The organism is Methylobacterium sp. J-072 (assembly GCF_022829425.1).
In the GTDB taxonomy this organism is placed as follows: Bacteria; Pseudomonadota; Alphaproteobacteria; order Rhizobiales; family Beijerinckiaceae; genus Methylobacterium.
Genome location: NZ_JAKSYK010000196.1, coordinates 76,250 through 89,944, shown reverse-complemented (window position 1 = coordinate 89,944; position 13,695 = coordinate 76,250). Strand labels below are relative to the sequence as shown.

Annotated in this window: 12 protein-coding genes and 1 pseudogene; 5 read left to right on the top strand and 8 right to left on the bottom strand. The window is 68.0% G+C overall.

Features of this window, described 5'->3' with window-relative positions; all coding sequences use genetic code 11:
* Window positions 1-504: 504 nt before the first annotated feature.
* A complete protein-coding gene (locus MKK67_RS26170; RefSeq protein ID WP_243959454.1) occupies window positions 505-1,026 on the bottom strand; it encodes a hypothetical protein in 522 nt (173 codons plus the stop codon).
* Between the two features lie 1,496 nt (window positions 1,027-2,522).
* Here MKK67_RS26170 and MKK67_RS26165 point away from each other — a divergent pair.
* Window positions 2,523-2,930 (top strand): alpha/beta fold hydrolase, encoded by a 408-nt coding sequence (locus MKK67_RS26165; RefSeq protein ID WP_313899045.1) that lies wholly within the window; start codon window positions 2,523-2,525, stop codon window positions 2,928-2,930.
* A 112-nt stretch (window positions 2,931-3,042) separates the two neighbouring features.
* Window positions 3,043-3,492 (top strand): annotated as a pseudogene (locus MKK67_RS26160) (LysR substrate-binding domain-containing protein); the annotation flags it as partial.
* A gap of 374 nt (window positions 3,493-3,866) precedes the next feature.
* Here the strand turns inward: MKK67_RS26160 and MKK67_RS26155 are convergent.
* The 3 genes from MKK67_RS26155 to MKK67_RS26145 are packed head-to-tail and all read right to left on the bottom strand — an operon-like array spanning window position 3,867 to window position 6,500.
* Window positions 3,867-4,760 carry a hypothetical protein gene (locus tag MKK67_RS26155; RefSeq protein ID WP_243970967.1) on the bottom strand — a complete coding sequence of 298 codons (894 nt, stop codon included), beginning with the start codon at window positions 4,758-4,760 and terminating at the stop codon, window positions 3,867-3,869.
* An 11-nt stretch (window positions 4,761-4,771) separates the two neighbouring features.
* Window positions 4,772-5,758 carry an SPFH domain-containing protein gene (locus MKK67_RS26150; RefSeq protein ID WP_243970964.1) on the bottom strand — a complete coding sequence of 329 codons (987 nt, stop codon included), beginning with the start codon at window positions 5,756-5,758 and terminating at the stop codon, window positions 4,772-4,774.
* A gap of 10 nt (window positions 5,759-5,768) precedes the next feature.
* Window positions 5,769-6,500, bottom strand: coding sequence for an NUDIX hydrolase (locus tag MKK67_RS26145; protein ID WP_243957386.1), 732 nt, complete (start codon window positions 6,498-6,500; stop codon window positions 5,769-5,771).
* Between the two features lie 252 nt (window positions 6,501-6,752).
* Between MKK67_RS26145 and MKK67_RS26140 the strand changes: the two genes are divergently transcribed.
* The 3 genes from MKK67_RS26140 to MKK67_RS26130 all read left to right on the top strand — a co-directional run bounded on the left by MKK67_RS26140 (window position 6,753) and on the right by MKK67_RS26130 (window position 10,374).
* Window positions 6,753-8,936: a marine proteobacterial sortase target protein gene (locus tag MKK67_RS26140; RefSeq protein WP_243970962.1), complete on the top strand. Its 2,184-nt coding sequence runs from the start codon at window positions 6,753-6,755 to the stop codon at window positions 8,934-8,936.
* A complete protein-coding gene (locus MKK67_RS26135; RefSeq protein ID WP_243970960.1) occupies window positions 8,933-9,523 on the top strand; it encodes a class GN sortase in 591 nt (196 codons plus the stop codon). Before MKK67_RS26140 ends, MKK67_RS26135 begins: the two co-directional genes overlap by 4 nt.
* Before the next feature lie 92 nt (window positions 9,524-9,615).
* Window positions 9,616-10,374: a multiprotein-bridging factor 1 family protein gene (locus MKK67_RS26130; protein WP_243957392.1), complete on the top strand. Its 759-nt coding sequence runs from the start codon at window positions 9,616-9,618 to the stop codon at window positions 10,372-10,374.
* 338 nt (window positions 10,375-10,712) lie between these two features.
* On the opposite strand, the gene MKK67_RS26125 is transcribed toward MKK67_RS26130, so the two are convergent.
* From MKK67_RS26125 to MKK67_RS26110, 4 genes are read right to left on the bottom strand one after another with little or no spacing between them, the layout of a single operon-like run.
* On the bottom strand, window positions 10,713-11,126 hold the full coding sequence (locus tag MKK67_RS26125; RefSeq protein WP_243957394.1) for a VOC family protein: 414 nt from the start codon (window positions 11,124-11,126) through the stop codon (window positions 10,713-10,715).
* Window positions 11,127-11,166: 40 nt separating this feature from the next.
* Entirely contained in the window at window positions 11,167-12,201 is a 1,035-nt protein-coding gene (locus tag MKK67_RS26120; RefSeq protein WP_243970957.1) for a biotin-dependent carboxyltransferase family protein, read from the bottom strand.
* Window positions 12,194-12,928 carry a 5-oxoprolinase subunit PxpB gene (gene pxpB, locus MKK67_RS26115; RefSeq protein WP_243970955.1) on the bottom strand — a complete coding sequence of 245 codons (735 nt, stop codon included), beginning with the start codon at window positions 12,926-12,928 and terminating at the stop codon, window positions 12,194-12,196. The genes MKK67_RS26120 and pxpB overlap by 8 nt, the downstream gene beginning before the upstream one ends.
* On the bottom strand, window positions 12,921-13,694 hold the full coding sequence (locus MKK67_RS26110; RefSeq protein WP_243970953.1) for a LamB/YcsF family protein: 774 nt from the start codon (window positions 13,692-13,694) through the stop codon (window positions 12,921-12,923). The genes pxpB and MKK67_RS26110 overlap by 8 nt, the downstream gene beginning before the upstream one ends.
* Window position 13,695 lies beyond the last annotated feature (1 nt).

Genomic DNA, 13,695 nt, shown 5'->3' with positions numbered 1-13,695 from the left:
ACGGCGCCGACCTCGACATGATCTATGACGAGGCCGCGCGGGATGACGGCACCAGCATGCAAACTGCGAGACATGACAGGATCTCCGACGACGAAAGCCGAGATCCATCAACCCGCCTGCACCGAATGTGAGTCAGACCCCTTCGAAGCCGATTCACATGCTGACTGGAGAGCTTGCCGGCTGCCCTTCTTTTGTAGGGCCAAACGGTACGGGTAATTCCGCTGTCAGGTGTCCTGAGTGTCGGCCCCATCCATGAGAATAAGCTAACCGCACGCCGGGCGTGGGATAGGGCGAACCTCAGTGACGAAGACCCGGGCTGAGATTGGTACGAAACAGAGGCACTCTGGACCGAAGCGACCTGGGGCCCGACGTCAACCGGTGTACTGGGTCTGTCTGTCTGACGCCGCTGAGCACGCGAGCTTCCTGGCGTTTGCCTCACGCATGGCTGGCCGGTCCTTCGACATGCTAGATGCGACCGGGCTTCGGCATGACGGGCAGCAAACATCAACGATTTTCGGAGATAGCAGGAACATAAGTGTCGACAATATTTCCGACTTTATCTACTACGCATATCATCGTAGCCTCACGTACCTCATACATCATAGGTTTCTGATACGTGATACGAAATCTAACGGGTGCGAAATAATCCCCATCCTTGTCAGTCTTATCTTCGCCGACAGACACGGCTTCGACTTCGGTCATTCCGTCCTTTCTAGCCTTGCCAATTATGGTGTTGCGACAGGTCTCAACTGTACGATTGCGTCCTGGCGTTTCGGGTAGAGGCTGGCCTATGGTGTCCAATGCGGACGTCGTACCTTTCACAAGACCTGTTCCGGGAACAATCGACAAAACGCTCTGCTCTTCAGGAGGCGCAACTTCAGGTCCGACTGGGAAGAGTGGCAACGGCTTCTCCCACGTTGCAGGGGAATTGCCGGGAACTGCAGTCGCCTCCTGCGCCGAAGCAGGTATGCCGAAAGCCGATATGATGGCGGCTGCGCAAATTGAACGTGTAAACATCGCTCTCATCTTTCCAAAAACTCCTGACCCGTAATATGGCCCAGTGTGTTACTGCGTTGGCGCCAGAACCGACGGCATCGTCCATTGAGGGGACGACGCAGGTACCGGCGATAAGACGGTTACATCGCCCCGACCTGAGCGATGCAATGAGCCGTGCGCAACTCCACCAACGTCGATCCGGGTGCGGATATGCCTCGATGTGCGAGCGATGCTTGCAGTCTCCTCTGTGTCGCGAAAGGAGCCTGACGAAGGGGAATTTACAACTACTGACTGTGGGCGCCTCACGGATCGCACCTGCTTTGTCGACCCCGAATTCAGGGGCGGCACTGCCGGAATGACGTCTCCCGGCAACGTCGTCGGTATGGTTCGTTCGGCAGTTGGATGAACCGTGTCTGGAATGATGGTCGCCACAAGACCTGGAGACGATAAAGTGGCGGTCTCAGGCGTCGGTTGGACAACCTTCTCGGATGAATCCGCCTCCTCAGCCGAAACCGGTGTAGGCCCTGAAGCAAGTGGGACAGCGTTCGTCCTTGCAGCTTCGGTTTGGCCTTCTGCCCGCAGTAGTTCAGTTGGTGAGAGGGTTTCTGCTCCAGCCGAGCGTGCAGGTGTTCCGGTTTGAAGCGGTGAAGGATCGGTAGTTCCACCCCCGGCGACGAACTGGTCGCCTAAAAGGCGCGCAGCATTTAGTGGCGTGGAATCGATGAGCGGCTGCTGCGAGTTGATACGAGGCGGCAGAAAGGCCAGTCCTTCTTCGATATCTGCCGCATTATGACTTAAGAATGAGCGACGCCTATCTGCATAGATCAGGACATTCGGATTTCCATTGCCAGCGGTTGATTCCGTTAGGTGCGGGACTTCGATCCAGGTCGGAAATACCGCCGGTACTGCAGCATGCGTGGATCTGCTGAAATCTGCCGATGAAATCCAGCCATTTTGTAGACCGAGCCAAGCGGCACCGACACCAAGCAGCGCAAGCGTAAATAGACAAGACAGCGAGATCACAGCCAAAGCCGACGGATACTTCGCAGACCTAGCGACTGCGAGTTGTCGGGTTGCACCCAGGGGTTGCAACTCCCGCACGGTAAAAGGATCGGTCCTGAGCATGATTGTGTAAATGCATCAGATTGAAAACAGTTCAGAGGTCGACATTTAAAACTGCGCATTGAGATAGGCTAACTGAATTGCTCCGTCCTTAGAGCCGTCATCGGGTGCGACATTATCCATCCAAAAATTGATCTCTCGGCGCAGCGATGTCGCTCGTCGGCTATGACGCACCGAAGCGTTCGGCAGACGGATCCGACGGCCCTGCGTGCAGCGGTCCACCATTGGACTGGTACCAGACTGTTGCCGCCTATCCGGCGAGGATGTCCTATCTCTCCCCCGAGAGGAGATGATTTATGCCGACACAGACAGTCTCGGTCACCGCTACGGCCCTGGCGCTTGGACAAGGAACGCCGCAGCCACTTCCCTCCACCTAGGCCAAGACGACTTACCATCGGGTCGAGGTGGACGGTGTTGGCATCTTCTACCGCGAGGCAGGGCCGCGTGATGCGCCCACGATCCTGCTGCTGCACGGCTATCCGTCGTCGTCCCGGCAGTGGGAGCCGCTGCTACCGCTGCTCGCCGACCGATATCACCTGATTGCGCCCGACTACCCCGGCTTCGGCCAGAGCGATGCACCGTCGCTGGCGCAGTACACCTACACCTTCGACAACCTTGCTACGAAGATGGAGAGGTTGGTCGCCCACCTCGGCATAGAGCGGTACACGCTCTTTCTGCAGGATTACGGCGGGCCCGTGGGTTTTCGCATGGCGCTGGCTCATCCTGAGCAGGTCAGCGCGCTCATCGTTCAGAACGCCAACGCCTATGCGGAAGGTCTCGGTGCCAAGTGGCAGGGCATTGCCCAGTACTAGGCTGATCCTGTCCGACGTCAGCACCTGTGGGACAGAATGAGGGTCTTCACGAACGGAGGATGGCTGGTTCATCGTAGCCCCTGAGGAGCGAAGATGAAGCAGACATCCGGCCGTCTCCGTCGAGGTCGTCGTCGACGATCGCCTCACCGACATCGTCGCCGCCCGGTTCGATGCCGGCATCCGCTTCGGAGAGACGGTGGAACGCGACATGGTGACAGTGCGGCTGGGACGGAACCTACGCACCGTGGTGGTCGGCACACCCGCCTACTTCGCGCGCCATCCACGACCCGAGACGCCGGCCGATCTGGAGGCGCACAACTGCGTCAACTATCGGTTGATCGGCGGAAGTGGTTTGCTGCCTTGGGAATTCTCGCGCGACGTCCAGGACATGCGCGTGCGCGTTGGTGGCCAACTCATCGCCAACGATGCGGCCCTGTCGGGTGCTGCTGTGCGGGCCGGTGCCTGGCTCGGCTACATGCTGGAGGATGATGTCGTGGACGACATCGCAGCGGGAAACCTCGTGCAGGTTCTGACGGACTGTTGCACGCCATTCTCTGGTTAACACCTTTACCATCCGAGTGGTCAGGCGACACCGGCGCTTCGTGCGTGGATCGACGCCGTACGCTGGGTCGAAGAGTGACCTGGTTGTGTCGGACGCGGAAAAACATCGCTATGACGGTTTCTCGGTGATCTCGACACGTGCCAACTCGATTGCTTCTTGGTAGCCAGATAAATCGATGGAACAACGACGTTGGGTCGATCCTAGATCGTCCGCTTTTCCGGCCAACCTTCGCTGAAACGGACCAGCTGCTTTCGGCCAGATCCAGCCGCTCAGAGTATGTTGAAGCCCCGAAGTTCACAGCACCCAGTGAGCGTGTTGTAGCCCTGGCAAAGGCGTGTGTGCTGCGGCAGCGGGCCGAGCGAAAGCCTACTGCGTTATGTTAAGACAAGATTTAGCGACCGTGATGCTGGCGTGATCACGACGCGCCGTCCCCAGTCGAAAGCGACGAAATCCTGCTCGATCCCGTCGGAGAAGACCACGCCCCCCTCGTTCATCCGCGACACCACGGTGAGGGGCGATCCGGCGAACTTGCCGCCGCGCAGGTCGGTGCGGGTGGCGACGCTCGGGAACGGCTCGCGCACCCAATAGCCGAAGGCCGCCTCCTCGATGCCCACCTCCACGGTGAGGTGCGTCGCCTCGCTGATCGAGCGCGCCCAGCCCGTCAGGCCTGTGCCCGAGGCCACGATTAGCCCGCTAGACGAGTGGTCCTCTGCCCGCGCCCCGTCGTCGATGAGGTAGCGCGCCGATTGGTGGCTGCGGTGGCCGACGAAGATCTCGTTCAGGGCGAGCAGCCGCTCGCCGCCGTCGAAGGTCGCCTGCACCATGGTGCGCCGCTGCAGGGGCGCGGCGCCGGCCGCGCTGGCGGGCAGCAGGGTGCGGAGGGCCTGCACCCGGGCCCGAGCCAGCACACCGTCGTAGAGGTCGGGCGCCGGGTTGACGCCGACCACCGGTTGCCCGTCGAGGTACTTGGCGACGTTGGCCACGAGCCCGTCCTGCCCCACGGCCACGACCACGTCCTCCGGGGCGAACAGGAAGCGGTCGAGGTCGGGGCGCCGCACCAGGGCCTGCCGCCAGTCCAGGGGCACGGAGGCCCGGGCCTCGGCGAGCACGGCCTGGAACCGGGCGTGGCGCGCCTCGACCTCGGCGAGCGCCTGGCCCCGGGTCTCCAGGAAGAACCGGACCTGGCCGCGGGTCGCGTGCCGGGCGATGAGCAACTCGTAATCCGTGTCGCGGATCACGAAGACCACGCGGGGGGTGATGGCCGGCACGGCGAGCCTCCTCAGCGCGGCGCGAGCCGCGCGGGAAGCGCGCCCCGGACCTCGCCGAGGATTGCCGCCAGCAGGTCCGGCGTGACGTTGACGTGCTCGATGGCCTCCAGCTTGCCGGCGAGCTCCCGGGCCGCCAGCCCGAGCAGGACGGCGGGCGGCATGTCTCGGTAGATGGCGGCGCGGCGCTGCTCCGCCTCGGCCCGGGCCCCTTCGATGAGCCGGATCCGCTCGGCCTCCGCGGCCGCCTCCAGGCCCTGCGCCTCCGCGACGCCGGCGGCGCGGTCACGGGCGTTCTCGGCCTCCTGGGTGATCAGCACGGTCTCTCGCCGGGCCAGCTCGGTCTTCGTCGCGAGCTCGTTCTCCGCGATGGCGCGCTCCTTCTCGACCGCGAGGGCGCGCCGGGAAAAGGTCGCCTCGTCGGCCTTCTGCTGCAGGGCCTCGAAGGTCGGCGTCTGCAGGGCGCGCTCCAGCTCGCTGGTCGGCGCGAGGTTGGTGAGGCGCACCGAAACGGCCGCGACGCCGATCTCGGCCAGCGCCGGGGCGGCGAACAGCACCCGTTCCAGGACGGCGCGCAGCGGTTCCGGCCCCGCGTCGAGTAGGGCGCCGATCGGGCTCGCCCCGAGATATTGTAGCACCGCCTGGCCGGCGATGCCGCCGAGGCGGCCCTCGATCCGCTCGATCGGCTCGCCCTGCAGGCGCCCGGTGCGAAGGTCGATCGAGAAGTCGACCCGGTTCGCCAGCAGCTCCGGATCGACGACGTGCCAGCCGATCGTCCCCTGGACCACGACGGTCTGGAAGTCCCGGCTGCGGCCGCGGACGAACAGGGTCATCTCGCGGTCGTCCACCGGCACCTCGCTGATGCTGGCGGTCTCGGGCCGGAACCAGAAGACCAGCCCCCGTCCGCTCTGCCGGACCCGGCCGTTACGGAAGCGGATGATGTGGCTGCTCGCCTCGCTACGGAGCTGGGCGATCACACCGATGTTGCGGAGAGTGGCCATGATGGTCTCCTCAGAACTGACCCGACCTGTCGAAGCGGAAGAGTTCGGCGAAGCGAAACGCCGTCCCGGCCTCGCGGGCGCCGGTCGGCGCGATCCAGCCCCGGTCGCGCATGCGGCGGCGGAAGGCGGATTTGTTCAGGGGCGCGCCGCGGATCGCCGCGTGCACGTCCTGAAGCTGCCGGAGGGTGAAGTGCTCCGGGAGCAGCGCGAAGCCGACATCCGTGTAGTCGAGCTTACCGCGCAGCCTCTTCACGGCCAGCGCGAGGATGTCGGCGTGGTCGAAGACAAGGGCGAGGGGGGCGCCGTCCTCAGTGACGGTCGAGACCGGGCCGCCGGCCTCGCCTGCCCGGAACACGGCCAGCGTCGTCACCGTGAGCGCAGCGCCGCCCGCCAGGGCCTCGGCGAAGGCCGCCTCCGGCAGCAGCGCCAGGTAGGCGACCGAGATGATGCGCATCCGCGGATCCCGGTCCACGGCGCCGAACGTGTAGAGCTGCTCGAGCCGCGCCCGCTCGATCCCGGCCTTGTCGCGCAGGACCCGCTCCGCGGCGGCGTCGAGGGTCTCGGCGATGCCCACGAACCCGCCCGGCAGGGCCCAGAGGCCGGCCTGCGGATGCTGGCACCGCCGCAGCAGCAGAGCGGCGAGCTGTCCGGCCCGGATCCCCAGCAGGACGAGATCCACCGCCAGGGTGGGCCGCGCGTAGGCCGCAGGATCGTAGCCTGCCAGGAACTCGGATTCGGCCATCGGTAAGTTTATACTCATGTTGAGCATAAATAAGGTGCGGATTGCGCATAGGTCAAGGAGCGGGGCGGATCCGTTAGGAAGCGCCGCGGGGCGCACAGCGCCGCACCGGCTCCGTACCGATCCGCCCCGGGGCGGCCGGCGGGTGCGGTCCAAGCCTGGAAAAGGGCGAAGCTTCTCGTGGCGGCGCAGCGGCGGGCGCGGGAGCTTCGTCGGCGAGCCGGCACCGATCCGCCGGCGCAGGAGGTTTCCCCGATGCCGTTCTTCGCTCCACGATCTGCGATCGAGCCCCCCAGCAACGCCGCGCTGTCGCCGCTCTTCCTCGCGCTGCTGGCACTCCTCGTCATGCTCACCCCGGCCCACGCGGCGCCGGGGTCGGAGCGGGGCGGCCTCACGCTGCGCGGGCCGGCCGGCACCGCGCCGGTCGAGGCTGTCCAGCTCGCGATCGACGTCAGCGTCGATGTCAGCGGCCCGACCGCCCGGGCCACCGTCACCCAGGCCTTCCGCAACACCACGGCGGACTGGGTCGAGGGCACCTACGTGTACCCCCTGCCGGAGGACGCGGCCGTCGACGGGATGAAGCTCGTCGTCGGCTCCCGCGTGATCGTCGCCGAGATCCGCGAGCGGGCGGCGGCCAAGCGGGCCTACGAGGCCGCGAAGGCGGCCGGGCAGTCGGCGGCCCTGACCGCGCAGGAGCGGCCCAACATCTTCACCAACGCGGTCGCCAATATCGGTCCCGGCGAGACGGTGCTGGTCCAGATCACCTATCAGCAGACGATCCCCGTCTCCGGCGAGACCCGGACGCTGCGCCTGCCCCTGGTGGTCGCACCACGCTACAATCCCGCCCCGGCCTCCCTGGACGCGGTCTCCCTCGACGGCGTGGCCGAGGCAGCCCGCGACCCAGTTCCGGATCGCGCCCGGATCAGCCCGCCGGTGCTCGACCCGGCCTTGTCCCCGCCGACCAACCCGGTCGCCGTCACCGTGCGGCTTCAGGCGGGCTTCGCGGTCGGCGCCGTCCGCAGCGCGACCCACGCGATCCGTGTGACTGAGACCGGCCCGGAATCGCGAACCATCACGCTCGCCCACGGCGTCGTGCCGGCCGACCGCGATCTCGAGCTGACCTGGGCGCCGGTCCCGAGCCGGGTGCCCGGCCTCGGACTGTTCCGCGAGACCGTGGCCGGCCGGATCTACCTGCTGGCCGCCGTGAACCCGCCGGCGATCGAGGCCGTCGCGGCCGCTCGGCCGGCGCGCGACGTCACCTTCGTCATCGACAATTCCGGCTCGATGTCGGGCGCCTCGATGCGGCAGGCCAAGGCCGGGCTGCTGGCCGGGCTCGGCCGCCTGACCGCGCAGGACCGCTTCAACGTCATCCGCTTCGACGACACCTGGGACGCGCTGCATCCCGAGCCGGTCCCGGCGACATCGGCGGCGCTCGCGGAGGCTGAAGCTTTCGTGACCGCCCTGGAGGCCCGAGGCGGCACCGAGATGCTGGCGCCGCTCAAGGCGGCCCTGGCCGATCCCCACCCGGAGGACGGGCGCGTGCGCCAGGTCGTGTTCCTCACCGACGGCGCCGTCGGCGACGAGGAGCGGATCTTCGCGGCGATCCACGGCAATCTCGGGCGCACGCGCCTGTTCATGGTCGGCATCGGCTCGGCGCCCAACGGCCACCTAATGCGCCACGCCGCCGAGATCGGCCGCGGCAGCTTCACGGAGATCCGCGACCTCGCGCAGGTCGGCGAGCGGACCCGCGCGCTCTACGAGAAGCTGGAATCCCCCGCCGTCACCGACCTGACCGCGACCTTCTCGGTCCCAGGCGTCGCGGTCACGCCGGGCGCGCTACCCGATCTGTACCGCGGCGAGCCGCTGGTCTTCGCCGCGCGGCTGCCGGAAGCGGCGAGCGGTACCGTAACGGTCTCGGGCCGGGTGGGCGCCCGGAGCTGGACGCGGACTCTACCCCTCGCCCAGGCCGGCGCAGGCGCCGGTATCTCCAAGGTCTGGGCGCGCTCCCGGATCGGCGAGACCGAGACGGCGCGCATCACCGGGCGCCTCGGTGCGGACGCGGCCGACGCCGTCGTCCTGGCGCTCGCCCTGGAGCACGGCCTAACGACGCGGCTGACCAGCCTCGTGGCCGTCGACGCCACCCCGCGCCGCGCGCCGCGCACGCCCCTCGTCGCTGCCGACCTGCCGCTGAACCTGCCGGCGGGCTGGGACTTCGCCAAGGTATTCGGCACGGAGCGGAGCGGCGAAGCGCCAGCCGACAAGGCGGCCCGGATCGTTCCGATCAATGCCGCCGGCGCGGCCGTCGACCTGCCGCAGACCGGGGCCGGGATCCTGGCGAAGCTCGACCTGGGCCTGCTCCTCGCTCTGCTGGGTCTCTTGGGCCTCGTGCTGGGCGCCGGCCCGACGGTCGGCGACCGGCGGACCGGGGACGCGCGATGAGCCGCCGTCTCGGAACCGAGCTGGGGAGGGCCCTCGCGGCCCTCCTCACCTTAATGGGTCTCGGGCTGGCGACGCAGGCCGCCTGGATCCCCGCCAAGGCCGCCGTGGCGCAGGTGCTGCTGGAGCACGCCTTCGCCCGCACCCTGGCCGAGGGTCGGCCCGCCCGGCCCTGGCCCTGGGCCGACACCGAGCCGGTCGCCCGGCTCGCCGTCGCGGGCCGCAGCTTCGTGGTGCTCCGGGGCGGGAGCGGCCAGCCCCTGGCCTTCGGCCCCGGCCACTTGGATGGCACCCCGGAGGCCGGCGCGCCCGGCACCGCGGTCATCGCTGCCCACCGCGACACGCAGTTCGGGGTGCTGGGACGGCTTGGCTCTGGCGATCCCGTCACCGTGACGGGACGCGACGGCCGGACCCTGCGCTTCCGCGTCACCGGCACCCGGGTGGCGCGTTGGGACGCCTCGGGCATCGACCCGCAGGCCCCCGGCCGGCACCTCGACCTCGTCACCTGCTGGCCTCTGGAGGCGCTGCAGGCCGGCCCGCTGCGCCTGATCGTCGAGACCGAGCTGGCCTCGGAGGCGTGGCGCTCCTGACGGGTCGGTGCGGATGGCCAGCTGGGCCGCGCTTGCGCAAATGTGCGGTTCCGTGCGGATCTGTGCGGGTCAAGCCCGTGCGAGCCGTGCCTGTGAGCGAGATCGAACTGTCCGAGGCGCAGAGCCGCGCCATTGCCCAGATCGTGCGCGAGGCGCTGGCCCGCCGGCGCATCTCCCGCCAGACGCTGGCCGAGGAGGCCCGGATCAGCCTCTCGACCCTGGAGAAGGCACTCGCCGGCCGCCGGCCCTTCACCCTGGCGACCACGATCCGGCTGGAGGAGGCGTTGGGCCAATCCCTCCGGCAGCCGACGGGGCAGGCCTCGGCTCCGGAACTGCAGCGTCATGCCCCTGACGAACTCGGGGCCTACGCGCGGGAGGGCGTGTCCTGGCTGGAGGGCCGCTATCTCACCCTGCGTCCGTCGTTCGAGACAGCGGGGGCGATTTTCGCCTACCGCACCGAGATCGCCTGGGATGCGGGCAGCGCGCGCTTGGTGTTCCGCGAGGCTGAGCGGGTCGATGCCCCCTTTGCGCAGTCCGGTAGCGTCGCCGTCCCGAGCCAATCAGGCATGATCTATCTCGTAACCAACTGGCACGGGCAGCATCGACTCGCGGTGCTGTGCCGTCCCAATATCCGAGGCGAGATGTACGGGATTCTCACCACGCTGCACGCCGGCCGAGGCACGCAGCTCACACCCGCTACGGCACCGCTCGCCCTGGTTCCGGAGCGCCCTGCGGCTGAACTCTGTTACGGCCGCATTGCACCGCATGCGCCGACTTATGCTGCCTATCGCGCACATCTCGATCGCGTCCACACGGACGGCTACGCCACGTTCTTCATAGGCGCTCCCTAGCCGGAACGACACCATTCTGATCTCCGCACTCATAGCGCCAGCGCCAGCGCTAGATCAAAGGCTGCTGTTGACGAAGCGTCGATGTACGTTTTCGCCATTGCCATTTCACAAAGCGGCCGGACGGCTCTGGCCAGACCACGCCATGTTGAATCGCCAATGGGCGTAAGATCGGTCATTCGGCTTTGCGCCCATTGCAGTCACGCGAGTGCTTCCATTGGTCCTCCTAAGAGCTGACATTCAACAGAGAAGCGCCTCGACTCTTCGAGTTCCACGGACTCAACCACTCCGTGCGACGAGCGGGCTGGCATTGAGGCGCCGGGCCTAACCGCAAAAGCCTTTCAGTGTTCGAAGACACCGTCTAGATCTCGGAAGCCTTTGATCTCGATGGGATTCCCGCTCGGGTCGAAGAAGAACATGGTCCGCTGCTCGCCGGGCTGGCCCGGGAAGCGGACCACCGGCGGGATGTCGAAGGCGATGCCCTCGGCCTCAACGCGAGCGGCCAGCGCTTCCCAGGCGTCGAGGGGCAGCACCACCCCGAGATGGGGCATCATCACCATGTGGTGGCCGACCTTTCCGGTCCGGGTCGTCGCGAAGGGCTCACCCAGATGCAGCGAGATCTGGTGGCCGAAGAAATCGAAATCCACCCAGGTCTCTGTGCTGCGCCCCTCGTGGCATCCGAGGACGCCGCCGTAGAAGCGGCGCGCCGCGTCGAGGTCGGTCACGTGGTAGGCGAGGTGGAACGGGGTCGGCATCGTCGGGTCTCTCCGTTGTGCGTGATGGGCGCGGCCTGCCTCAGGCCACCGATCCAATGTGGTTCGCCGAGACGACGCCGCCGATGAGGTTGCAGGACAGCAGGAATCCGCTGTCGAGATCACCGCCGCCGGCCGGCACGAGGGCGGCGAGCCTCGCCGTGAGTGCAGATTTCGCGTCCCGGGCGAGGGACTGCGCCTCGTCGACGGTGACGGACTCGAACCGGATCGTCTCCCCCGGCCGCACCTGCGCGAGGCGGCCGAAATCGGCGGAGACGACCGTCGCGATCTTCGGATAGCCGCCCGTGGTATGACGATCGGCGAGCAGGATGAGGGGCCGCCCGTGGCCGGGCACCTGAATCGAGCCGTTCACGATCCCATCCGAGACGATGTTGAAGCCATCCGCATGGGCGATCGGGGGCCCGTCGAGGTGGCAGCCCATCCGGTCGGCACGCGCCGTCAGCGTGTAGGGCGCGGACAGAAAGGTGCGCAGCCCCTCCTCCGTGAAGCTGTCGGCCTGGGGGCCAAGCACCACCCGGATCGAACTGCCGAAGCGGGGCCTGTGGGCATGAGGCAGGGTCGGGGGTCTTCCCACGGGCTCTGGCGCTCGCAGCGGCAGCAGATCGCCTGCCGCGAGGGGAGTGCCGTCGAGGCCGCCGAGGCGGGTGCGGGTATGGGTCGAGACGCTGCCGAGCATCGGCGCCACTGCGAAGCCCCCGGCCACGGCGAGCCATGCGCGCAGCCCCCGGCTCGGGGCCCCGAGGTTGAGCCGGTCGCCGCGGCGCAGGTCGTAGGCGGTGTAGGGATCGACCGCTCGCCCGTTCAGGGCCATCGCGAACGACGCGCCGGCCAGGGCGACTCGGCACACCTCCGCCTCGCAGACCAGGGTCGGGCCGAGCATCGCCATCTCGATGCCTGCCGCGTCGGCTGGGTTGCCGACCAGGGCGTTGGCGAGCGCCAGCAGATCCAGGTCCATCGCCCCCGAACCCGAAATGCCGAAGCGCAGGTATCCCCGCCTCCCGGCATCCTGAAGGGTGGTGGCCACGCCGGGCGCGACGATCCGCAAGCCGTCAGCCATGGACCCGCTCCATCGTCGCGACGCGTTCCCCGGCCTGAGCCGCCGCGCTGAGATCATCGAAGGCGGCACGGTCGATCGGTTCGAACCGGATCAGATCCCCGGCCGCGAACAGGAACGGCTCGGCCCGCGCCGGGTCGTAGGAGCGTGCGGGCGTGCGGCCGATGAGCTGCCAGCCGCTCGGCAGTTCGAGGGGCGGCGAGACGCCGGTCTGGTTGCCGCCGATAGATACGCTGCCCGGCGGGATCGTGGGGCGCGGATCCGTGCGCCGGCTCGCGTGGATGCGGGGATTGAGACCGCCGAGATACGCGAAACCGGGGGCGAAGCCGATCATGTGGACGCGGTAGTCGCATCCCGCATGGAGGGCGATCACTTCATCCTGGCTCAGCTTGGTCTTGGCCGCGAGGTCGGCGAGGTCGACGCCGTGCTCGCCGCCGTAGAGCACCGGCACCCGCCAACGGCGGATCGCTCCGGTCGCCGCGACCGGAGGCGGCCAGTGGGCGGCGATCAGCGCCGCGAGGTCGGCCCGGGGCAGTAGGTCGGGATCGTAGAGGACGAGGAGCGAGCGATAGGTCGGCACCGTCTCCAGCAGGCCGGGCCGTCCGGCGCTGCGGATCGCCTCGTCGAGGGCGACCACCTGCGCGTTGACGACAGGATCGACCGCGCGGCCGAGCTCCACCGTCAGCGCCCGGTCGCCGCAATCGAGCAGCCGGTAGCCGGGCTCAGACACCGAGCACCTCCGCCATCGGGCGCAGGGCGATGCCCTTCGCGGCGACGTCGTCCCGCAGGCGGCGGGCCATGGCGACGGCGCCGGGCGTGTCCCCGTGGACGCAGATCGTGTCGATCCGCGTCGGGATGCGCCGCCCGGACAGGGAGGTGATCGCCCCGTCATCGAGCATCTGCGCCATGCGCTCGGCGACGGCCTCGGGCTCGTGCAGGACAGCGCCGGGGAGCTTGCGAGAGACGAGGGTGCCATCATCCGCATAGGCCCGGTCTGCGTAGACCTCGCGGGCGATGGGCAGACCGAGCCGCTCGCCCGCGCGTTCTGTTTCGAGACCGGGCATCACGACGAAGATCAGGTTCCGGTCCAGCGTCCGGATCGCCCGGGCGACGGCCAGGGCGAGGTCGGCATCCTCGTTGGCCATGTTGCCCATCGCCCCGTGGGTCTTCACGTGGCGCACGGGGCAGCCGGCATCCTGGGCCAGGGCCAGGAGGGCGCCGACCTGATAGAGCACCGCCTTCTCGATGTCGGCCGGGCGCTCGCCGTGGATCGGCCGCCGGCCGAACCCCCACAAATCGAGGAAGCTCGGATGGGCGCCCGCCTGCACGCCGTTCGCGGCGGCGAGGCGCAGCGTCTCGTGCATCACCAGCGGATCGCCGGCGTGGAAGCCGCAGGCGATGTTGGCCGAGGTGGCCAGGGCCAGCATCTCCGCGTCGTCGCCGAGGCGGTAGACGCCGAAGCCCTCGCCCATGTCGCAGTTCAGATCGACGATCATC